This window comes from Marinomonas posidonica IVIA-Po-181, from assembly GCF_000214215.1.
Lineage (GTDB): Bacteria > Pseudomonadota > Gammaproteobacteria > Pseudomonadales > Marinomonadaceae > Marinomonas > Marinomonas posidonica.
In genome coordinates this window covers 2,544,393-2,566,930 of record NC_015559.1, presented here as the reverse complement: position 1 = coordinate 2,566,930, position 22,538 = coordinate 2,544,393, and the positions used below count along the sequence as shown (strand labels likewise).

Below are 22,538 nucleotides of genomic sequence, written 5' to 3'. Positions count from 1 at the left end.
CTAATGGATATCGCCCAGACAGTAAAAGGAAATGGGGTTTATAGCAAGTCAAGACGCTTTTTCAGTGTGTGTTCTTGAGCCTCTGTGAGAGGTGAGGCCTGACCGGATTCGATCAATCGGTTCCATTGATGCCATGCTTTAATGGCTTCTCCAGTGTGTTCGCGGGCGAGATATTGTTGTATTTCAATGCGAAATGAATTGGAGATGGCCGTAGGGTTAGCTTTACCAAAGGAGCGTAAACGTATTAAAGAACGTTTAAATTTATCGGCTAATTTCGCGCTGTCGCCAACAACATTCATCATACTGGTTAGGCACTTGAGGTACTCGTAATAGTATTCTACTTTCTCATTAATGGTGTCACGAGTGAGGCGGATAATACGGGAGTAGGCGTGTTCTGCGGTTTCCCAGTCAGTGATTTTAACGCTTAATTCAGCGAGGCGTAAACAACGCTCATTGGAGCGAGGGGAGACTTCGAGAGCTCGTTTTATTGTCGATTGTGCTTTTTCAAGGTTGCCTTGCTCTTCGTGCGCTTCGGCCAGAAGGTCATAAGCAGACAGAAAGTGGCGGCTTAATTCAACGGTCTGCTCCAATTTATCAATAGCGGCACCCACCGCGCCAAGTTTCATTTCACATTGCGCTATGCCGAAATGAGCCCATGCGAGATTTTTATGATTCTGGATAATCAACATGTAGTGGCTTTTCGCATCTTTATAACGACCTCGAGCATACAAAGATTCGCCGATGATTTTTAAGCATTGGTTGGCAAAATGAGGGTAGTCCGCCATGATGGCTTTTGCTTGTGCTTCCATCTTTTCGTGTTCATTGAGCTTACGTGCGGTATTAATGCCTTCAAATATCTTTTTTTGCTTTTGAACTTTTTCAAGACGACGGAAGAAAGCGGCTGGCGGGAAGGGCTTAACCAAATAGCTGTCAGGCTGGTACTCCAACACACTGACCACACTCTCATACGCCGTGTCAGCGGTAATCATGATAAAAATTGTGGAATGGTCTTGAGCGTAGTTTTTGCGAGAGGTTTCTAGAATTTGTTGGCCGTCTACACTGCCGCCAAGATTGAAGTCAGAAAGGATGACATCATAATGTTTTTCGAGAATTCGTTTGATGGCCATTTGGCCAGAGTATTCCACATCAATCTTGCTGTAACCCAGCGAGCTCATTAGTGACTTAAGCATAATGCGCATTTCGCCAATGTCTTCTATGATCAGAACACGTTTTTTTGAAAGGTCCATTATTTCTTGGTGTATGCCGTTGTTACTGTCGGCACCTAACATAGTTACATCTGACAAGCTACTACCCAATACCTAAAGTCCATTAGAGTTTTGTTACAGTATCACATTTATACATAAAAGCCTAAAAATGCAATGTAAAGGATCGTATCTGAGCCACACCTATGACTAAGACTTTAGTCGCATCTAGTCTGATTTACATTGACCCAAATTATTCTGAGCCTAGGATAAAAAAATAATTATAATAAAGGACGAAATTATGCTGTATTTTCAAATGAGCTGCGTATTGGGGCTCTTTACCCTGTTTTCTTTGGGGTATTTCTCTGGTGACATTTCTCTTCCCTATAGTCTTATCGGTGTCTTGTTAGCGGGTTTAGCTTGGTGGCGAATTTATATGGAAAACCGGCTTAATATGCCGGATAAAGCTGGGGGTGCGTCAGCCATTTATTCAGCATCGTCTTATTCTGAAATCGGTCAAAATGTTACTCAAGCCACTTCTCGTATGGCCATTGGTGCCGCGGAGGTGTCTCATTTTGTGGATTCATTGAGTCAGGATATTCATCATACGCACCACGACAGCGAACAAATTACTCAAGCGGTAGAAACGCTTTCACATACAGGTTTTAGCTTATCCAATAACCTAGGTCAGCTTGCTAAAACCATGTCGGATACAGCGCAATCAAGCAAGACAGCACAAACCGCTTTATCACAAAGCACAGATCAGATTAATGGACTAATAGAAAAAGTGCAGAGTGCTAATGAGCAACTGTCCAAATTGACCAAAAGTGCTGATGACATTGACCGTATTACCGAAGTCATTAAAGGGGTTTCAGAGCAAACGAACTTGCTGGCGTTGAATGCCGCGATTGAAGCGGCAAGGGCAGGAGAGCAGGGGCGTGGATTTGCTGTGGTAGCGGATGAAGTGCGAGCCTTGGCAGGAAAAAGCGCCGATGCTTCGGAACAAATATCCGCTTTATTGAATGAAGTCCGACATAACAGTGCGGGCACTAACCAAGAAATGAATGCTTTGAAAAGCCTTTCTGACTCTTTGTCAGCAACCTTGTTGGCAGAAACTGACCGCTTCATGACGTTAACGGCTGAAGTACAGAGCGCGTCACTCGTGTTATCTGAGGTGGAAAGCAGTGGTGAAGAGCTGGGTACCGTCAGTTCGCAAATAAGCGGCTCAATCAATCGGATTGGTCAATCCTTACAAGACATTTCTCAGAGAAGTGATCGTTTGTCTGAAGAAGCGGCTAGTCTCAGCAATGGCGCTGAAATCGTGTTCCGCGAACTGGATAAAGTGGATTCAGACTTGTTTTTTTCTAAACTGTTGCAAAGTGCGCAACACGCTGCTCAACAAATCGGTCTCGTTCTGGAGGCCGCCATTGATCAAAATCAGCTTACGATGAAGCAGATTTTCTCTCATGACTATCAGCCCATTCAAGGCACCAATCCAATAAAATACAGCACGGCCTATGATGCTTACAGTGATCAGGCTTTTCCAGTGATTCAAGAAGGGATTTTAGAACAACATGATGAAGTCATGTTTGCAGGCGCTGTGGATGTAAATGGTTACTTTCCAACCCATAATAAGAAATTCAGCCAGCCGTTAACAGGGGATTATGACAGGGACTTAGTCAGTAACCGTACGAAACGCATTTTTGACGACCCGACAGGTCGTCGCTGTGGCGCCCATACAGAGAGTTTTTTATTGCAAACCTATAAGCGTGACACGGGAGAAATTCTTCATGATTTATCCGTGCCCATCTATGTGCAAGGTCAGCATTGGGGTGGTTTTCGGATGGGCTTTAAATCCTCTAGAGCATAGACTTTTAAGGGGGTAGAGCTCCGCTTTTTATTTTAAAGTTTTACTAAGGCCACGCAGGCGCCTGAGCAGGCTAAATGCTTGTCTTCTACTTGGACATTAGGCGATTGAAATAAAACCTCGACCTCAGCGTCATGATCAGACAGGGAGGGAAAAGGCACTTTAATCAGAGTTGGTTGGTTGTAAAAGACCAACCATAAACGACTGCCCAGATTCGCGGTGGTGAGCATTAAGGCGATAAAATGTCGATCCGGTGTGTGCCAATCTTCATGACTCATGGTTTCACTGTCTTCATTTAGCCAAGTGACTTGATCGGCCGGTAAATGTTGGAACAGAGCATCATCTTCAAGGTGTACTTCTGCCAAGATAGGGTAGGCTTTGCGCAAAGACATGAGTTTGCTGATGGTGTCTTTTAATGCTTGGCTTTGCGAACTTTTAGACCAATTGAGCCAAGTAATCTCATTATCCTGACAATAAGCATTGTTATTGCCTTGTTGACTGTGAGACAGCTCATCGCCTCCTAATAGGTGAGGGGTTCCTTGACTTAATATTAAGGTCGCAAGAAAGCAAATTTTTTGATTGAGACGCAGGGCAAGTATTTCTGGATCTTGGGTTTCGCCTTCGACGCCGAAATTTTGACTGATATTATCACCATGGCCATCCCGATTGTCTTCCATATTGGCAAGATTATGGCGCTCCTTGTAAGACACTAAATCTTCTAAGGTAAAACCATCATGATAGGTAATGTAGTTAACGGAATTTAAGGCACTCTTGTGGCCTTTATGGAAGCAGTCTCTTGACCCTAGAAGCCGTGTGGCGAATTCGGCTATCATGCCTGAATCGCCATGCCAAAAACGTTTCACCGAGTCGCGATATTTGTCGTTGCATTCCAGAAAACCTTTGGGGAATTGTCCGACCTGATAACCATTTGGTCCGATGTCCCAAGGCTCCATCACCAGACAAGTTTGGCTTAATATGGGGTCTTGTAGTATGGCTTGTAGCAAAGGTGCATTCGCGGTGAAATCATGGTCAGTGCGGCCTAAATCCACGCCTAAATCGAAGCGAAAACCGTCCACTCCCATGACATCAACCCAATAACGCATACTGTCGCAAATTAATCGAATACTGGCAGGGTTAAAGGTATCAAAGCAATTTCCGCAACCTGTGTAGTTTAAGTATTGTCCCGCTTGATGGCGGTAATATTGTGCATTGTCTAACCCTCGAAAACTCACGCAAGATTGATCCAACTCGCTTTCAGATGTGTGGTTATACACCACGTCTAAAATGACCTCGAATCCGGCTTCTCTGAGTCCGTCGATCATGGCTTGAAATTCTGCTACCGCATCGTTTTGGGCGTAGGAAGGTTCAGGGATAAAAAAATTAATAGGGTTATATCCCCAATAATTGCTTAACCCTAGTTGTTGCAAATGCTTTTCCGTCATAAAGGCAAAGCAAGGCATCAACTGAATGGTGGTGATATTAAGAGACTGTAAATGGGCAATAGCAGGGGGGGAAATGACGCCTAAATATTTTCCCTTGTGCTGTTCATCAATGTCCAGCTGTTGAGTAAAGCCTTTTACATGGAGTTCATAAAGGCTGCGCTCATGGTTCACGACTTGCACTCTGGCAGGACGTGTTGTTTGAACCTTGGGTTCTATGGCGAGGCATTTGGGCACACAGTGAGCGGAATCTTGTGACTGGATAACACCCTGTTCGGTGATGGCGGCTTGATCTGGATGCCAAACTAGCCGGTCTGTGAGTGCTTTTGCATAAGGATCAATGAGCAGTTTGGTTGGGTTAAACATGAGTTGTTTTTCAGGCTCAAATGGCCCTTCGGCTCGAATGCCATATCTTTGTCCTTCTTCTAATCCCAACACTAGCATATGCCAAATGCCTCTGTGCTTGGCAATAAATGGGATGGATTGCAACTCTTGATCATGAGAATCAAACAGGCAGAGATACAATTGATTTGCATCTTCTGACACCACGGCGAAATTGATGCCGTCTGGATGAATTGAAGGGCCCAACGGAAATGTTTGACCTTGGGTCACTTGATATTCGCTCACCTTGAATTCTCCTTGTTTGATCGCTGAATCAATCCTGTCGCCAAGTGAAGATTAATCCACTCAGAGGGGGAACCTGTACCTCGATGCTATTCGCACGGCCATGATGCGCTATAGGGTCGGTTGAATAAGTCGACTGTTGGGTAAATTGACTGCCTTGATAATTGGCGTCGTCGGTATTCAGCAGTACCTGATATTGCCCGGTTTCGGGTACACCTATGCGATAGTGGGTATGAGGGGTGGGGGTGAAATTGATGATAACCAAAAGGTGTTGCGAGGAGCCCTTAGTACGGCGTACAAAGGCGAGAATACTGTTCTGACTATCATCGTGGCTGATCCATTCAAAGCCGTCGGCAGAATGATCACAGTGCAAACTGGTTTGCTGCTGATAGAGCTGGTTTAAGTCTTTGGTGAGATCTTGTTGCGCCTTATGATAAGCAATGTCGAGCAAATGCCAGTCGAGCGAACGTTCGTGGCTCCATTCTTGTCCCTGTGCGAACTCATTTCCCATGAAGTTCAGCTTTTTACCTGGATGGCAGTACATGTAAGCCGAAAAGGCACGTAAGTTTGCGAACTTTTGCCAAGCATCGCCAGGCATCTTGTCGATCATCGAGCATTTTCCATGGACCACTTCGTCGTGGGAAATGGGCAGAACAAATTGCTCATCAAAAGCGTAAACCATGCTGAAGCTCAAATCGCCTTGATGATATTGACGGTAAATGGCGTCACGTTGCATGTAATCTAAGGTGTCATTCATCCAGCCCATGTTCCACTTAAACCCAAAGCCTAGACCATTCATAAAGGTTGGCTTAGACACGCCAGGAAACGCGGTGGATTCCTCGGCCACGGTAAAACATCTGGGGTGATTAAGGTAAATGGTTTCATTCAATTTTCGCAGAAACGCGATGGCTTCATAGTTGTGATTACCACCATCTTGATTTGGAATCCATTCACCCTCTTCACGGGCATAATCAAGGTATAGCATGGAAGCGACGGCATCGACTCGCAAGCCATCAATATGAAACTCTTCCAACCAATAAACCGCATTGCTGATTAGGTAATTGACCACATGATCCTTACCGAAATCATAGATTAAGGAGTTCCATTCTGGGTGCCAACCTTTTTTAGGGTCTGGGTATTCGTATTGTTTGGAACCGTCAAAATTTGCCAAGCCGTGGCTGTCAGCTGGAAAATGCGCTGGCACCCAATCCATAATCACGCCAATGCCTGCTTGGTGAAACGCGTCGACCAAGGCTTTAAAGTCTTCAGGATGACCGAAGCGAGATGTCACGGCATACAGACCAACGGGTTGATAACCCCAAGAGCCATCAAAAGGGTACTCGGTGATGGGCAATAACTCTACATGGGTGTACCCCATACTTTTGACATAAGGCACCAGCTGGTCTTTGAGTTCTAAATAGCTGAGAGCTTGATTACCTTGTTTGCGTCGCCATGAACCTAGGTGTACTTCATAAATGCTCATAGGGCGTTCGTAAAGATTTTCAACCGAGCGTTGGCACCAGTCGGAGTCGCTCCAAACATGATGGCGGTCAAAACATGTGATGCTGGCAAATGATGGAAATTGTTCAATTTGTTGTGCATAAGGATCGGTTCGATGGGGGAGCAATTGACCATCATGAGCACGAATTTCAAATTTATAACGAGCACCATGATTGACGTCGGGTATAAATAAGCGCCAGATGCCATCGCCATTACTCGACATTGGATGAACACGACCATCCCAACCGTTAAAGTCTCCTACCACAGACACGGAACGTGCGGCTGGCGCATAGACAGCAAAGCGAGTGCCTTGAATGCTTAACTTATCATGAATATACGCGCTTCGATGGATAGCCCCTTGGCTTTTAAAGAGGTTAGCCGTGTGGTGTTCAGGGTCTTTGAAACTGCTGTCAGCAAACTGGTACGGATCGACCAAAGTATGATGATTGCCATCTCGATATTGGACTTTTAATCGATAATGTTGACTGCTTATGTCATCTGGCCAAGGGGCCACAAATAACCCATTTAGTTCCGAGGGCGTCAGGCACATTAGTATTTGATCGTGATCAAGGCCAAGAACCACAATGGACTCTGCCTCGGGTTGCCAAACGTATAAGGTTGGTTCTTGAGTTACTGGGTCTGGGTGGCATCCTAAACACCCAAAAGGGTCGGCACATTGTGTTTTCGCTAAATCTTGAAACAGGTCGTGCTTGACTAAATCCATTTAATTCTCCAGTCAGGGTAAAATTATTTACTTGATGAATGTTGGTGCTGATGACTATGTAGTTTGCTGACTGCCCAGCGTAAGAACTGATTGGCCTTGCTTGGCGTAATCTGGGCAAAGTCATCCACAGCCGTTGAAATTGCATCTTCTTCAGGGTGTTCAGCCAGATACTGTCTAGCATAGTCCATAGCCGCTTGAGACACTAATATGGGAAGATTCACTTCTTGTTCAAACTGACAATTTTTATGTTGCTGACAGAACTGGATGAAAGCATATAAGCACTCAAAAATTAAACTCTTATACCAGCTAGGGTGAATGTCAGATGTGAGGCCTTCGACAAGCAGAGCAAAAGTGTCTTCCCCTGGTGTCATGGAGTTTAAGGCGCGTTTACAGTCTAGTCGTGTATTACTTTGTAAGTCCCCAAAGACAATGGTATTGACGTGACTCAGGCTTTCCCAAAATTGCAGCAATAAACTATCTGGTAGCTTAGTGATCATGCCTTGTTCAGAACGCCAATCAAACCAGTCAATGTCATTTAAGCTGCCTTGAGCGTCTGTCGTGTGATGGTATCGTAAGCTGGTTGAAACGTGAGCGAATTCATCGTGTTTTTGTTTTAGCACATGTTCAAAAGCTGAATAGAGGGCGCTTGGAGACACTTCTGCCAAAGTATCATAGAGGGGAGCTGAATCATCTTGATTAAAGTATCGAGCACACAGCATCACAAGGTTGTGAATGCGAATGGTGCGAATCCCAGAAAAGAAGTCAGGTTGAGTGCGTATTAAGGTGCCAGCGATGGCAATCAATTCGTGACATAGAACCAGACTGACGGCACTGCTAGACGCCTTTTTCATCGCCTCAAGAATGTCATCTTGGTGCAAGGGTAAACTGATCTCAATTTCGGTGTCTGGGGTTTCACCAATCACCAGGAAGCGTTGTCTCACGGTAATGTCGGCAATGTAGGTGGCTAAATCTGTGGTTGGGGTGATTAACAGAGCATAGAGTTGTCGAGCAGCCCGCCAGTTCTCGGAGATAAGGGTTTGCAAATAGACCTTGTGCAGCACCTTGTAGGCGGTGGTGGCTGGGGTTGAATTTGGCAAGGTATTCATCAAGGCTTTACGCTCACCTAGCAAGGTAAGGCAATGAACGGCTTGGTTAAGGGAGGGGGTTTCCGACAACTGTGCCAAAAGGGCGTCGGTGGTCGCGTGCTCTTGGTCAAGGGAGAAGTATTGGTCATCGTCGGCTAGAGGCCAGCTGCGTTCATGATGACTCAATTGAATGCCCAATTGCAGAGAATCATTTGGTTTCATAGTAATGACGCGACGATTGCCCGATTTGAATGCGTTTTTTGCGGATTGAGGGATGACTCGATAGGCGTCATTTTCACGTTTTTGTAGGAGCCGAATGAATTCAAACAGTTCATGGCTGTTGCTCATTTCACTCATGGATTCGTCAATTAAAATGGTAAACACTGCGTTGGCTTGGTAATACCAATGGTCTGCTAAGCTCGTGAGTTCATTTCGAATGTGTGCCTGGAATAAATCAGGGTCAATCTTACGGTAATCTTTGTCTTCGTTTTGTATCCAAGAGAGACACAGATAATGCTCGTTGTTGATGCTAAACGCCTGTGATGTGGCCAAACTGTTAAGAGCACGATTAGGACGACCAGTTAAGCCGAGCGAGGTGGATTCGCCCAAATGTTGGTAGGTTTCCACCAATTGCTCTGCCGTGATGGCTTTGAGAGGGGCTATTTCCTCAAGAGTTTGACACAAGCAGCCCGCGTCCATCAGTTTTTGTTTGACTCTGTCATTTTGTACCAAAATGACCATGGAGGTAGTGGTTTTATGTTTTCTATGTTGGATTTTGTGAAGGCCGAGTGGGTCTAAGTCATCGGTGTTAATCAGTTCTTCATCAAGCATCTTACCAACAAGGTATAAGCTTTGCGCCCATACCAAGGGTAAATTGTCATTCGGCAAACGACGCTGTGATCCAGGTTTTTCCTTTTCTGCTAAGATGCTTTCTTTTGGAACATAATAGAGTTCAGGTAAGAGTTTATGGCCGTCTTTCTCTATCATTAAGGTTTCGATTTTGTGGCGATAATAATTGGCATTTTCCCAATCACGAGCAAACAGACGATCGATATATAAATACGTAAAAAACAGCGGCCATTCTGATTCTATGTGCTCAAAGTTAATCAGCTCGTCGTATTCATAATGGATTCGATTTTTGTCTTCCAAGGCCGATTGGTGACCGTCCAGTAGGAAGCGCTTACAGCCATATTCACCGCCCAATTTATTGAGGATCTCGTGACGTGTGCGACGGGTCAGTTTTTCGTCGTTCACCGCAAACGCGGGGAAACCAATAATGCTTAAGATAGCGCTATCCACTTCTTTGGAACGAGATTCTTTTGGCAGCAATGATTGCAAAACCGAACCAGCTCGTGCGACCGCATCGGCGAAGGAGTGGACCACGGCCCATTCAGGACCTTCGTCTCCAAACAGGTTCAAACCATCCATGGCTTCCATGGCGGCTTTGGCCATGCCAACCGAGCTGGCATTGATTTCTTCCTTGCCGTTATTTACCTTGTTACCACGTTCCCAAATACCGTAATCTGGTGTGCGATAGGTTCGCGAAATGTAATAGATGAGGTTTTGGATGAAATTGAATTCATCACGGGAAAAAATGAGTTTGCTGCCAGCCTTGGTCATTTGCGCCATCATCAGTAAGTAGAAGCTGGTGGCGTCAACTTGCAAATGCCCCCATGCATCGTCTGCAACAGCCTCTAAACCGGTTTTTGTGTCGTATTTGGCGTGCAGGGCGTCTTTTGGGTCGAGGCTGTGTTTAAAGGCTTCAACTTTGTGGGATTGGCGCATCATGGCGAACAGCAAACCACGCATCATCTTGATGCAAGCAAACTCCAGCTCATGAGCCCGTTTGTCCGTATCAGAAGCACGTTTATAGGCTAAAGACAAAGCCCAAACCGCTTGGATACTGTAAACATTATCACGTACCCAGGCATCAGTGTAATTACCATGATTATTGATGCTGGTACTGGCTGGAAATAAGCCTGTTACTGGATGTTGGCGGGATAAAATTACCGCTTGAATGTGTTGGTAAAGAGACTCTAGCGTATCTTGTGTGTCAGACGGCATTTCTATTTATACCCTTTAATAGCGTAATGAAAATAGGAATTCTTCGAACAAGCTCTTACTTGGATCACTATACCCAAATAAAATGAAACTCACCAATAAGTTAAAGACGTAAACCCTTCTCTTTGCAAGTTATTTGTTTAATAAGGGGAAAATCAGCTTTTGTTAAGTAAGGTACGAACCAGTTTACTGGCTACGACAAAGTCCTCCTTGGCAACCGCTCCTGCGTTGCTCTACTACTCCATATCCATGTGGTTATGCGTTGCTCTAATCCCCTAGATCCATGTAGGGGGCAGCAAGCTTAACAAAGAATAAAGAGAGCTTAGCCCACGCCCTTCGGGCTTTCAGAGAAACGGCCGCTCTGTGTTAAGCGTGATTGACAGTTTCTCTGATAAGACTGACGTATAGAAGACTTATTCGCACCTTCTTTAAGCTACCTAAGCTGATTAATCAGCTTAGGTACTGAATTGTTGTACGAGTTGACGCAGTTGCGTAGCACAGTCTTGTAAATGATCGACAGAGGTACGGATATCCGTTGAATTGTCGTTGTTTTCCTGACAAATCACCGCAATGTCGCCTAAGGCTTGGTGAACGGTTTGAGAGGATTCATGTTGACGATCAGCCGCTTGACTGATGTGGCTATTTAATTGCGAAATGGAAATCACCCCGTCGGCAATTTCAGAAAAGGCTTGCCCAGCTTCTGCCGTTTGATTCGCACCTTGGTTGGCGGTATTTTGTGCAGACTCCATTACGCCAACAGCAGTATCGGTTTGTTCTGTTAAGCGATCAATCAAACCGCCAATTTCCGTCGCGGCTAGTTGTGATCTTTGTGCTAGATGACGAACTTCGTCAGCCACGACAGCAAAGCCACGTCCTTGTTCTCCCGCTCGTGCCGCTTCAATCGCGGCGTTCAACGCCAGCAAATTGGTTTGTTCGGCGACTTCGGATATGATGCCCAGTCGTTCATGAATGTGTGTGACCTCTTCTCGCAAGGTTTGTATTTGCTGAGCGGCCTGACCGACTTCATGGGATAATTGTTGAATATCCTGGTTGGCTTTATTCATCACTCCCAAGCCTTGCTTTGAATGTTGGCCAAGCTCTTGTGTTTTGTTTTTCGCCTGCTCGGCAATCCCCAAGGCTTCTTCAACCGACGTCATCACACTTTGCATTAATTCGGTAGCTTGGTCTGTGTTAGAAAGTTGTCGTGCAACCCCTTCAACAGTTTTGTGTGTGGATTGGTTGGTTTGACCAACAATGCCATCTAGGGTCTCGCTGGAGTGCGTGACATTGCGTACGATGCTTTGAAAATCATTCATCATGCTGTTAAAGGCTTTTGCCATGGCCCCCATTTCATCTTTACCGCTAAATTCTACCCTTTGAGTCAGGTCTCCTGAATGCTGAACGGTCGTCATGGTGTGACATAAGCTGGTAACACGGGTCGTTACCATATGAATAATAAACAAGGCTGTACCGCCGACCACTAAGGTTAAAATCCCCACCAGAATAGCGTAATCCACTAAAGCAACTAGGAAAAAATTCGTCACGGCGTCCATTGATGTGGTGGTGACAACCGTTAGTTGCCATGGGGTAAAATCCAACGCGCTGGCAATCATACTGTGCTCACCGCCTGAGGAATCTTGGTAGTGAAATTCAATGGTTTGGTGGTCTGTGTTCGATTTATTGCTCGTTTTTAACGCTTCTAATAATGAAGATGGGGGCTGTTGGCTAGTAAAGTTGTCTGGGGCGTTTAATAGTTTGCGCCCATTGTTTGCCAATACCCAAACACTTTGCTCTTCACCATAACGAAATTCTGATAAGAGTGTTAAGGCATCTTGCTTTGCTTGTTGAGGGGATATTTGATTGTTTTCTTGTTGCTGAAAAAGAGATAATAGAGAAGTGTTTACAATGTCGAGAATGTCGGCAGTGCGTTCTTTCCGCGCCTCCACGTGACTGTAAAAGAGCGACGACAGAGACACCAAAATTAATGCCGTTGTCCCTAATGACATTAGGCCTATAATGGCCCAGAGTTTATAGCGAATTTTGATATCATTTATACGGTTGAGCATGATGTGCCTCCGTGCTTTGGCTCTCTTGATTTTGTTATATAGAATTCATCCAGCTAGCAATATTAATTATTTTTATAATTATTACTAGCTGACTTTCATGAGCTAGATCATGGTTTTGGCGAATGGCACGGAAAGCCTGTTAAAAGGTAAGATGTTACTTGGAATATATCAGCATTTTGATTGTGTCATTTTTGTCGGCCACTATATTACCATTGGGCTCAGAAGCCTTATTGTTGTTTTATACAGCGCAAGAAGCCAACAGCCTTCTTTTGTTATGGTGTTGGGCTACCATGGGGAACAGTTTAGGTGCAATGACCAATTGGCTATTGGGGACTTACCTTACTCGTTTTGAAGGGCGTCGTTGGTTTCCGGTCGACAAAAAAAGGCGGGTAAAAGCAGAATATTACTTTAATCGTTATGGGGTATGGAGTTTGCTCTTTACTTGGTTACCCATTATAGGCGATGGTATTGCTATAGCAGCAGGTGTCTTTAGAACCTCGCTTTGGTATTTTATTCCTTTGGTGGTGCTAGGAAAAGCTGGCCGCTACGCTTTGATTTTGTGGGGACAGCAGGTTATATATACTGGCTGAAGGTATTTTTAGCTTGTGGGCTTTAAGTCAACAAAGCTTACTTGTAAGCTCGATAATTCGTCTGGATGGAGAGAATGGTAATGGGAATAACAAAAAAACTAGTCGTAGTCCAAATGGGATTAGTATTAGCGGCTTGTTCATCAACTGGTGGAAATAATACCTTCATGACCTATGAAGACTTACAGACTAAAGTCCGAATGCATGATGAACAGTGGCAAGCTGCGCAAGTTAAACTAGATAAAATCGATGCGCTTGAAGCGGAAGTGGCTTCCTTGAAGCAGGAAAAATTGGCCCTAGAAGCGGCCAAGGAAATGCCAGATGCCACTGAATCGACCATGATTGATGTGGACGACAGTATGGCGGCAACCAATGTTGCGCCCGCGGTAGAGACTTCAACAGACACAATGGCGTCGATGGAGGATCCAGCTGAAACCATGTCAGCCTCTATGTCGACAGAGAAAATGTCATCAGAAACCATGCCTGCAGCGCCTTTGGCAGGGGCTGAACAGAACAATATGAATATGGCTCAAGCGGCGCCGTTGGCCGCAACAAACATGTCTCAGTCGTCGACAAAATCGACAAACAGCACGATGGCGGATGATGGTTATGGTGTACAGTTAGCAGCCTATTCGAATCGTGATGAAGCCGTCCGTGGATGGCAGGTGTTAATGAAACGCGATCCGACGGCTTATAATGGGTTAGTGCCTAAAATTAATCAAAAAGAAGTCAAAGGTCGCACTATGTATCAGCTTAAAGTCGGGCCATTTTTACAAAAATCCTTTAGTGTCGATTTTTGCATGATGCTGAAAGAAAAGGGCAAAGATTGCCTAGTTAACCAATACAATGGTGAATCTTTCTAATCGGCTTTATGACACATTAAAAAGGCGTGTTCTTGTAGAACACGCCTTTTTTTTGCTTATTGTGACGATACAGGCGCCATTATGGGCTTTTTATTGCGTCAGTGGGAACGGGAAATCGTAGATTTTCCCTTGCCCATTGGCGATGTTGATTTCCGTCATCAGCTTATCGTTATCACGTTTTATGAAACCTTGTTGAACGAAGTTAGCAATCATCATTTGAACTTGCTGTTTTAACTGAGGAGAGTCTGTTGTGGTGCGCATCTGTGTGGCTAAGAAACGCTCACCTAAGTGTGTCACTAGGGTGTCATCAGCTTGAATCTTAGTATCTACAATCATGTTCCAAAGCCAGAATTGAGAATCTAATAGTTGCTCTAAGCTGGGGGCGTCCATTTCTTTTAAACGACTGTGCAGAGTGGCAGAGAATTCCCCTTCAGTTAGACGACCACTAAAATCTGTGACGTTCATCTCTGGGTTATGGACTAGCAATTCGCCCATGTTGTCTGTTAGAAAAGAGAATAACTGCAGGTATATTTCTTCTGGATTGTTGGTGTCCGTTAACATGCTTTCTGAAAATGTTTTGTAATCTAAAAAGAACTGATTACTCAAATGTTTCATTTCCAATACAAAAGACAGATCATCAACCATCAATTCTGGGCTGCTGAAGTGATCAATTGAGTAGTCTGTTATTACCTCGCCTAATTGAGTATCAGCATTAAGGATGGAGGTGATTAGAAGCTTAGTCCCTGAGACATTCACATCAGGCCCAATGGTTAGATCATCAAAGCCGACTGAGATATTACCGTTATAAAGACCGCCAGACGCCAGAGTCGTCAAACTGTCTTCAATGGAAATGTTGATTTGACTATTGCTAAGCGAGACTTGTTGTTGTGGCGAATCCAGCTTAATCAGGTCAACTTTGCCATCATATAAAACGCCATTTGAACCAAGTGTGCCTTCGCCCTGGTAACCACTGAAGGTGAGTAGACCATTCTCTAAATCAAATTCTGGGATCTGGTTTTGGGTGCTAATATTCCCCAGTAAGTCCATGACAATAGAGGCTTCAAAAAAGGCTTTATCCGCTGCCCAATGCAACTTGTCTCGCAATGGATCACCAGCGTAGTGTGCCTTAGTAGTGTACCAACCAACCAGACCCGCATCCGATATCAGCAGAGGGCCGAAGTGAGTATCGAGAACCACATCCGCTTCTATTTTTTGACCATATAAGTTTGGGTCAATCATGCTTAAATCATAGCTTAGGTGTAATACGCTTTTAGACGTAAACCAGGTCTCTTCGAGCTTGTCTAAGCTCGCTTTATAGCCAGGAGCCAGGTTTAACTTGGTCACAATCTGTGACACTTGTTCTTGGTATTTTGGTGCAACAAATTTGGGTGCGATTAGACAAGCGGCAAGCAAAACAAATACGAACACAGCGAGGTTTTTTTTCACTGAAAATTCCTTTTCATGGTATTAGATAGAAGAACGCAAATCATACCGTTTTGTCGATTTAAAAGAAAACTCAAATCATATTAAGCAGTTGCCACCAGAGTAAATTTAAAGGTAATAACAAAATACTGGTAAACAAAAAACTCAATAGGCACACTTTGGAAACGGCTTTGATGGACAATTTACCAAGGGCAATGGCGGTAATGAGTGGGGGGGCTTGATAGGGTAACAAGACGTTAGAGAAGGCCAGAACCTGACTCATCAGTACCGCTTGAGTTGACAAGCCGGTAATGTCCGCCAAATGCTCCGCCATGGGTGTCATGATGGCTGGTACACCAGTTAAGTTGGTCACCACGGCAACACAGGTGGAAATTAAGGTGAGTAACCCAAGATTAATGAAAGACGAGTCCGCTGAAAAGGGCACTGCACTGGTTAAGGTATTGACCAAAATATCGCCTAAACCAGAGTAAGCTGTGATAGCACTTAGCCCGATCACACCACCTGCGAAGAACAGCGTACCGTATTGGATGTCTTTATCAATGCATTGTTTATTGGTTAAACCGGATTTAGGCCATAGGCAAATAATGGCGGCGATTAAACCAATCCAACCGGGGGAAATCTGATGCAAGGTATCCGTGAACCAGAAGGCAAAACAAACGCATAACACCCAGAGTAAGCGTTTTTCGATTTGACTCATCTTGGTTTCTTCAACTTTATGGGTTAGGTTTTTCTCAGGGTCTTGATCAGGGAATAGCCACAAAATGATCCCCGTAATCATCACCAATTTCCCCAAACCTAGTACTGGAAAATGCAGGGTTAAATATTGCCAATAGGACACAGGTGAGTCATAAAGGGCCTCTAACATACCAGCCAACAGCATGTTTGGGGCATTGGCGGGAAGGATAGCAAATGCGGGAGAAAAGGTGCCAAAGGCGGCCGCTAACAACATACCGGTTCGGCCATTCGAATTTTCTTGGTAACCAAAATGATCCGCTAAGGTCGCCACGATGGGAATAATGAGTACGACGCGGCCAACGCCCGAAGGAATTAAGAACGCCAGAGCCATAGCGAAGAACGCAATCTTAATAATGGTACCTTGATAGCTGTTACCCAGAATACGGGTGAGTAAGAAGGTGGCGCGCTGGTTTAACCCCGTGTGTTTAATGGCGGCCCCGAAGACCATACCACTGAATAGCAACCAGAAGGTGGATGAATGGAAGCCCGCAAAGACCACTTGATTGGGCGCCAATTCAGTGGCCGTGGCACAGGCAAATAATCCCAACGCGGGTAAATACGCAGGTACGATTGAGGTCGCCCAAAGGGTAATACAGGCGAACAGTAACCCTGCGGTGAGGCTTTGTGCCCAGGTTAAATACAGCTGACTAATGGATGTTAAACAAAGGGCACTGATGATGATCAAATATAAGAGCCAAGATTTATTGGCTGGCACTGATACTTGGTTAGATCCTGAAACATTCGATGCCATCTTATCTGACATAAATAAAGCCCTTTATTTTTGGATGTTCAATTAGTCACAGTGTGCTGTCTCATTATGTTCTTTTAGTTTGAGATACTTGGCAAGTGGTGACGCCATCTCAAAGTTCAAATTCTTGATTCGTGTGCCATTGGCGGGGTGAGTCGATCAGAATTCTGGGTTCTACTACCCCCTAATTTGTTTATTCTGAAGTCTTATTCGTACCTTTCTTAATATTGGCCTCATTTGGTGTATGTGGCTGCTCGGCTTTCATTTCCTGAAAAGACGCTACGCCCATTTCATCAAGTTGTGAGTCGGGCAATAAAATACACTGCTTTCTGCCCATAGGTGATGTGCTGCAAGCCAATAAACTGATTGAAACTAGGGTTGCTAAACACAAGTGGATCCGCTTTAGCCCACTAAAAACGCCCAAAAATCACGTGACTTAAAGCTGGCAAACGGCCTGGGCAAATTCGTCGACTTTTTGCCAGTCGGTAAACTCTTGATTGGTGGTTGGGTCCGTTGGTCCTTTCGTCACCCACATAATGAAACGAATCATATTTCGATCAAGGAAACCGTATTGCTGATAATGTAACTTACCAGCAAAAACCCCCTGTAAACTGGGTTGCCAAGCTAATTGATCAAGCAGCTTGATAATATAAGGATTGGTATGAGGTTCGCATTTCTCGGCCTTGCGAGCGACTAGGTTGACGGTGAAAAAAGCACTGGGTTTGCTTTCGATCAAGCTTTTATTATCTGTGATGAATTGCACCAGACTCGGTTGGTGCTTACCGTAGCGGATGCTCGCGCCAATCACCAGTTTGTCACATTGGGACAATTGTTCTGCATTGACTTGATCGAGTGGCAGCAGCTGAACTTGCTCACCTGCTTGTTCCATCACAGTTTGCATGGTTTGGCTGATTTTCAGGGTGTGGCCGTCCGTTGTGGAGTAAACAAATAAAATATTCGCCATAAAAGATCAGAAATCTGCCTCATCTAATGATAATTGTGCAATTGGGATCTTGTTATAAACATTCCCACTTGAGCTGTCAAAGAGAGTCTTGTTTGTCTTCCGCTTTGATTTTATCCATGGCGGCTTGTAAGTGCGGGTTCTTCTCTTCCAAATATTCCCGCAAGCGTTTAATAAAGGCTTGGTTTTCATGGAAGGGCACACCAATTTCATGAGCATCCGCCACCTCCACCATAGACACCTTGTCGTGCTGGACAAACACATCAATCATTTGTTCGGCGGTGCTACGACTCATACCAAGTGCTTCAAAAGCGGAGCGTCCCATGCGCAAACTGCTGTCAAAGGTTTCACGAATAATATCTCGACAACCGTAAGACCACAGGTCGTAAACATGATGGTTATCAAAGGCGCGCGCAATGATGTGAATATGCGGATAGTGGTGATTTACGTGCTTGACTAACTGAGTCACTTGCTCAGGGTTATCAATGGCAATAATAAAGACACTGGCTTCTTCAATACCAGCGGCCTCCAGTAAATCCGGACGAGTGGCGTCACCGAAGTAATTTTTTACACCAAACTTTTCCAAAGCTTGTAAACGCTTGGTACTGAAATCAATCACAGTGGAATGGTAATTTGCTAAGCGTAAGATGCTGTCTAAGATGGTGCCAACGCGACCAGAACCAGCTATTAGAATCTTATTGCCGTCTGGCATGTCATCGAATGGCTTGGCGCTTTTATCTTTGGCGTAATGGTGCGCAATGATTTTATCGTACAGAATAAACAGTATTGGTGTCAGCAGCATGGAAATGGCCACCACCAATAGCAGCACATCCGCAACAGCGTCAGCAATCACACCGTTGCTGACAGTGAAAGACAAGAGCACAAAGCCAAATTCACCAGCCTGAGCCAAGCCCAGCGCAAACAACCAACGATTAGAACCACGGATCTTAAACGCCCAACCGAGTAACCAAAGCACGCAGCCTTTGAGTAGAATTAATCCTAACGTCAGACTAACAATGAGGAATAACTTATCCGTCAGTAGGCCAAAATTTATGCCAGCACCAACTGTCATAAAGAACAGGCCAAGTAACAAGCCTTTAAATGGCGCAATGTCACTTTCTAACTCATGGCGATAAGGCGAGTTGGCTAACACCACGCCCGCTAAAAAGGTGCCTAATGCGGGTGATAAACCGACTAAAGACATCAGCAAAGTGGTGCCAACCACAAACATCAAGGCCGTGGCGGTGAATAGCTCACGCAGTTGCGCCACTGCAATAAAACGAAAAATGGGCGTGACCAGATAACTGCCACCTATGATGATGACCCCGATGGCGGCAATGATTACCAAGGGCACTTGCCAAGAAGCTAAGCCTGCTAATAACACGGCGTTATGATCTGCAGCATCGCCTGCTTGTGCTAAATGTTGTAGCTCAGGTAGGGTTAATAATGGAATGACTGCCAACATAGGAATGACGAGAATGTCTTGCGCCAACAAGACCACAAAAGATGATTGACCACCATCGGACTTCATCAAGCCTTTTTCGGTTAATGACTGAATGACAATGGCGGTTGAAGATAGAGCCAGCACTAGGCCAATCGCCAAACTGGATTGCCAAGGCAAATCGAACAGCAGGGCTACCGCCATAATAAAGCCAGTACAGAACAAGACTTGTCCGCCGCCTAAACCAAACAAGCGGGCTTTCATCGACCACAGTTTTTTCGGATGCAGCTCCAGTCCGACTAAAAACAGCATCAGCACCACACCCAACTCTGCAAAGTGTTGCAGTGACACTATGTCCACATGAAACCAAGATAATAGGGGACTGATTAAAATCCCCGCCAATAGATAACCCAGCACTGACCCGAGACCCAAACGTGCCGCGATGGGAACTGAAACCACACCAGCAACGAGAAATATAAAAGTCAGCAGTAATGCATCAGTCATGGAGGATCCTATTCTGTGAACATCAAAGGTGGCGAGTCATAGCGTCAACCAGTAACTCCGGACTTTGCCATATTTTTTGCGTCTTTACATTTATTCGACGGAAATTGTTACCGAGCTAATCCGTAAAAATAACCGATAGAACCCCGTGAACAAGGCCCTAAAAACGCCCTTAAAATAAATTATTATAAATAAAAACAATACCTTATGTTTTTATTAAGGAATTGGCACAGGCTTAGCAATATACAGATTACAGCGAATCGGTAAGACATCGATTGCGATGATAAGCGTTTTAATACTCACAGCCGATTTGGCCTGAATGATCGTTCTTGAACGAGAAACTAAAGGACGAGAAACTAAAATGGAGAACATTATGAACATCAAACGTACACTTTTAAACACCGCATTGGTTTTGGTAACGGCAGGAACATTGGCGGCTTGTGGTCAGGATGCGGAAGACAAAAACACCGCTGAAGACACTTTGTCGAGTAACGTTGAAGACTCTTTATCGAGTAACGTTGAAGACTCTTTATCTCATGCCGGTGACGCGCTAAACAGTGCGGGTGAAAGCGTGCAGGACACTATGGATGAAGCGGGTGACAATCTAGAAAGTACCATGACAGATGCGAGCAAGGCTGTGGAAGATACTTGTGAGAAAGTAAAAGAGAAAATGGACAGCAAAGACACAAATTGCTAAGGCCAATCAAACAAGGGCTCATTTGAGTCCTTGTTTGTTTTAAGTCTTTTTCTTTCGTTAGACATGAGCAAGTGAGTCAGTCCCGTATTTGTCTAACTTGTTGTAGAGGGTTTTGACACTGATGCCAAGTTGTTGTGCGGTATTGTTACGATTGCCCTGGTTGTCCGCCAAGGTTTTTAAAATGGCCATTTTTTCAATGTCTTCTAGCGGCATGCCCGCTGGAATGTGTGATTGAGAATCGCTGGCCGCATCAGCCAAACCACCGGTCACAATGTGTTCGGGCAATATCGTTTGTTCCGCCAAGATAAAAGCGCGTTCAATGGTATGTTTCAGTTCACGTACATTACCAGGCCATTGGTATTGAGCAATTTTATTGATTGCTTGAGAAGACAGGGCTTTATTGCTGTGATCTTGAGTATTGCGGTACGCCAAAAAATGTTGGGCAAGACCAACGGCGTCACCCTGACGGTTACGTAGAGGAGGAACTTGAATGGGAAAGTGGGCGAGACGAAAGTATAAGTCTTCGCGGAACTTCTCTTCATCAATGGCGTCTTTCGGTGTTCGATTGGTGGCGGCAACCACGCGCACCTTGGCTTGTTTGAAGGATTGCGAGCCAACCGGGCGATATTCGCCAGACTCCAACACCCGTAATAGTTTAGCTTGATGCTCGTAGGGCATTTCGGTCACTTCATCAAGAAACAGGGTGCCACCTTCGGCTTGTTCAAACACGCCAATATGGTCTTTATGCGCTCCGGTGAACGCACCTTTAACATGACCAAAGAGTTCACTGTCGATTAACTCTGGGCTTAACGCTGCGCAGTTTACTGCAATGAAAGCTTGATCAGACCTTTGGCTGAATAAGTGCAAGGTATTGGCAACCAGTTCTTTGCCCGTTCCGCTTTCTCCAATTAAAAAAGTATTGGCGTTAGTGGCGGCGACTTTACGCAGTGTTCGATACAGCTGATGCATGCAAGGTGAAGAGCCAACGAGCAAACCGAATTGATCGAGATAACTAGTTTGTGGCGAAGGGGCTTGTGGTGATGGATCTAATGCCCAAAATAACTCATCCAGATTGGCTTTGAGTTGCGTGAAGTTAAAAGGCGCTCGGTAGTGAACACCAGCCCCTTGTCCCATTAAATGATCCATGATCATAGAAGGTTCTCCTTGGCTAAGGAAGAGGCATTGCACCTTATCCAAGACTGAGCTTTGACTGAGTGCTTGAAGTTGATTTTGCTGTTCAGCATTGGCTTCGATGATCGCCAGATCGCATTGGCTGTCGGCCAGTTGTGCTAACCAACAGTGTCCTTGTTGGCTGATGGTCAGCTCAAATTGCCGCAGGCTGGGCAGAGCGAGTAACTCGGTAGCGAGCTCTGGTTGTTGGATTTGTAAGAATAACTTCGGCGCTGTTTTCATGATTTCCTTGCGTCAGTTTAATGAACCAAGCTCAATGAAATCATAAGCGCAGGGAATAAGCCTAGGTAACCCCTTGAGACTTTGCGCTAACTCTCCGTTTATTTAAACTTGTTTGCACAAAGTTCACCCTTTATTGAAAACAACTTTTGGAAAGAAGAACGTCACACATCATGGCGAAAAAATGATAGACGCATGGGACTAAAGAAGAAAACGTCACGGGCGCTAAGTCCTGTTTGATGCCTGTCTTATAACCACATGTTTTCTCGGACGTGATAATGGCTTACATGGTGATCAGGGTTTAATTTGTATTTATCGTCTTCTGGGTACAGCTTAGCCACACTGATATCTTCACCAGCAAACGCTTTAATGCAATCAAGATCTTCCCAATAGGTCAGCAAGGTGATTTCAGCATCACCCTCTAAATCTCGATTCAGTATTTGCGCCCCAAGAAAGCCTTTGGTGCCTGATGTGTCTTTGATGCCGGTTTTGTATAGGTAAGCAATAAACCCTTCTTCATGCTCTTTCGGACAAGTTGCTTTCCATTCTCTTGCTATCATACAAACTCCATACTGCAGCCAAGT

At 44.9% G+C, this 22,538-nt stretch carries 16 protein-coding genes; 4 read left to right on the top strand and 12 right to left on the bottom strand.

Translation table 11 applies throughout. The annotated features are described in order from the left end of the window. Positions 1-38: 38 nt before the first annotated feature. A complete protein-coding gene (locus MAR181_RS11900) occupies positions 39-1,304 on the bottom strand; it encodes a response regulator (RefSeq protein ID WP_144011240.1) in 1,266 nt (421 codons plus the stop codon). Positions 1,305-1,503: 199 nt separating this feature from the next. Here MAR181_RS11900 and MAR181_RS11895 point away from each other — a divergent pair, with 199 nt between their 5' ends. Beyond that, complete coding sequence (locus MAR181_RS11895) at positions 1,504-3,072, top strand: methyl-accepting chemotaxis protein (RefSeq protein ID WP_013796843.1); 1,569 nt, start codon at positions 1,504-1,506, stop codon at positions 3,070-3,072. A gap of 32 nt (positions 3,073-3,104) precedes the next feature. Here MAR181_RS11895 and glgX read toward each other — a convergent pair whose 3' ends face one another. The 4 genes from glgX to MAR181_RS11875 all read right to left on the bottom strand — a co-directional run bounded on the left by glgX (position 3,105) and on the right by MAR181_RS11875 (position 12,568). After that, complete coding sequence (gene glgX, locus MAR181_RS11890) at positions 3,105-5,135, bottom strand: glycogen debranching protein GlgX (RefSeq protein ID WP_013796842.1); 2,031 nt, start codon at positions 5,133-5,135, stop codon at positions 3,105-3,107. Positions 5,136-5,163: 28 nt separating this feature from the next. Continuing rightward, the gene (glgB, locus tag MAR181_RS11885; protein ID WP_013796841.1) at positions 5,164-7,356 is read right to left on the bottom strand and encodes a 1,4-alpha-glucan branching protein GlgB; all 2,193 of its coding nucleotides are present in this window, start codon (positions 7,354-7,356) and stop codon (positions 5,164-5,166) included. A gap of 23 nt (positions 7,357-7,379) precedes the next feature. Beyond that, positions 7,380-10,505 carry a glycoside hydrolase family 15 protein gene (locus MAR181_RS11880; RefSeq protein ID WP_013796840.1) on the bottom strand — a complete coding sequence of 1,042 codons (3,126 nt, stop codon included), beginning with the start codon at positions 10,503-10,505 and terminating at the stop codon, positions 7,380-7,382. A gap of 452 nt (positions 10,506-10,957) precedes the next feature. After that, positions 10,958-12,568, bottom strand: a complete 1,611-nt coding sequence (locus tag MAR181_RS11875; RefSeq protein WP_013796839.1) for a methyl-accepting chemotaxis protein — start codon at positions 12,566-12,568, stop codon at positions 10,958-10,960. Positions 12,569-12,726: 158 nt separating this feature from the next. On the opposite strand from MAR181_RS11875, the gene MAR181_RS11870 reads away from it, so the two are divergent. After that, positions 12,727-13,158 (top strand): YqaA family protein, encoded by a 432-nt coding sequence (locus MAR181_RS11870; protein WP_013796838.1) that lies wholly within the window; start codon positions 12,727-12,729, stop codon positions 13,156-13,158. An 80-nt stretch (positions 13,159-13,238) separates the two neighbouring features. Then, the gene (locus tag MAR181_RS11865) at positions 13,239-14,018 is read left to right on the top strand and encodes an SPOR domain-containing protein (protein WP_013796837.1); all 780 of its coding nucleotides are present in this window, start codon (positions 13,239-13,241) and stop codon (positions 14,016-14,018) included. Between the two features lie 90 nt (positions 14,019-14,108). Here the strand turns inward: MAR181_RS11865 and MAR181_RS11860 are convergent, their stop codons facing one another. The 5 genes from MAR181_RS11860 to MAR181_RS18495 all read right to left on the bottom strand — a co-directional run bounded on the left by MAR181_RS11860 (position 14,109) and on the right by MAR181_RS18495 (position 20,219). After that, on the bottom strand, positions 14,109-15,464 hold the full coding sequence (locus MAR181_RS11860) for a YdgA family protein (RefSeq protein ID WP_013796836.1): 1,356 nt from the start codon (positions 15,462-15,464) through the stop codon (positions 14,109-14,111). Between the two features lie 70 nt (positions 15,465-15,534). Next, complete coding sequence (locus MAR181_RS11855) at positions 15,535-16,959, bottom strand: SLC13 family permease (protein ID WP_013796835.1); 1,425 nt, start codon at positions 16,957-16,959, stop codon at positions 15,535-15,537. Between the two features lie 421 nt (positions 16,960-17,380). Beyond that, complete coding sequence (hemG, locus tag MAR181_RS11845) at positions 17,381-17,908, bottom strand: menaquinone-dependent protoporphyrinogen IX dehydrogenase (RefSeq protein WP_013796834.1); 528 nt, start codon at positions 17,906-17,908, stop codon at positions 17,381-17,383. 76 nt (positions 17,909-17,984) lie between these two features. Continuing rightward, positions 17,985-19,850, bottom strand: a complete 1,866-nt coding sequence (locus MAR181_RS11840) for a cation:proton antiporter domain-containing protein (protein WP_013796833.1) — start codon at positions 19,848-19,850, stop codon at positions 17,985-17,987. Between the two features lie 213 nt (positions 19,851-20,063). Then, a complete protein-coding gene (locus tag MAR181_RS18495; protein WP_171810321.1) occupies positions 20,064-20,219 on the bottom strand; it encodes a hypothetical protein in 156 nt (51 codons plus the stop codon). 1 nt (position 20,220) lies between these two features. On the opposite strand from MAR181_RS18495, the gene MAR181_RS11835 reads away from it, so the two are divergent. Continuing rightward, positions 20,221-20,544, top strand: a complete 324-nt coding sequence (locus MAR181_RS11835) for a hypothetical protein (protein ID WP_013796832.1) — start codon at positions 20,221-20,223, stop codon at positions 20,542-20,544. A 57-nt stretch (positions 20,545-20,601) separates the two neighbouring features. On the opposite strand, the gene MAR181_RS11830 is transcribed toward MAR181_RS11835, so the two are convergent. Beyond that, a complete protein-coding gene (locus MAR181_RS11830) occupies positions 20,602-21,957 on the bottom strand; it encodes a sigma-54 interaction domain-containing protein (protein WP_013796831.1) in 1,356 nt (451 codons plus the stop codon). Between the two features lie 245 nt (positions 21,958-22,202). Beyond that, on the bottom strand, positions 22,203-22,514 hold the full coding sequence (locus MAR181_RS11825; RefSeq protein WP_013796830.1) for an antibiotic biosynthesis monooxygenase family protein: 312 nt from the start codon (positions 22,512-22,514) through the stop codon (positions 22,203-22,205). Positions 22,515-22,538: the final 24 nt, after the last annotated feature.

Coding starts and splice junctions, on each gene's coding strand:
- MAR181_RS11895 (WP_013796843.1), top strand. CDS start 1,504: ATGCTGTATTTTCAAATGAGCTGCGTATTGGGGCTCTTTACCCTGTTT.
- glgB (WP_013796841.1), bottom strand. CDS start 7,356: ATGGATTTAGTCAAGCACGACCTGTTTCAAGATTTAGCGAAAACACAA.
- MAR181_RS11880 (WP_013796840.1), bottom strand. CDS start 10,505: ATGCCGTCTGACACACAAGATACGCTAGAGTCTCTTTACCAACACATT.
- MAR181_RS11875 (WP_013796839.1), bottom strand. CDS start 12,568: ATGCTCAACCGTATAAATGATATCAAAATTCGCTATAAACTCTGGGCC.
- MAR181_RS11865 (WP_013796837.1), top strand. CDS start 13,239: ATGGGAATAACAAAAAAACTAGTCGTAGTCCAAATGGGATTAGTATTA.
- MAR181_RS11855 (WP_013796835.1), bottom strand. CDS start 16,959: ATGTCAGATAAGATGGCATCGAATGTTTCAGGATCTAACCAAGTATCA.
- hemG (WP_013796834.1), bottom strand. CDS start 17,908: ATGGCGAATATTTTATTTGTTTACTCCACAACGGACGGCCACACCCTG.
- MAR181_RS11840 (WP_013796833.1), bottom strand. CDS start 19,850: ATGACTGATGCATTACTGCTGACTTTTATATTTCTCGTTGCTGGTGTG.
- MAR181_RS18495 (WP_171810321.1), bottom strand. CDS start 20,219: ATGTTCTCCATTTTAGTTTCTCGTCCTTTAGTTTCTCGTTCAAGAACG.
- MAR181_RS11835 (WP_013796832.1), top strand. CDS start 20,221: ATGAACATCAAACGTACACTTTTAAACACCGCATTGGTTTTGGTAACG.
- MAR181_RS11830 (WP_013796831.1), bottom strand. CDS start 21,957: ATGAAAACAGCGCCGAAGTTATTCTTACAAATCCAACAACCAGAGCTC.
- MAR181_RS11825 (WP_013796830.1), bottom strand. CDS start 22,514: ATGATAGCAAGAGAATGGAAAGCAACTTGTCCGAAAGAGCATGAAGAA.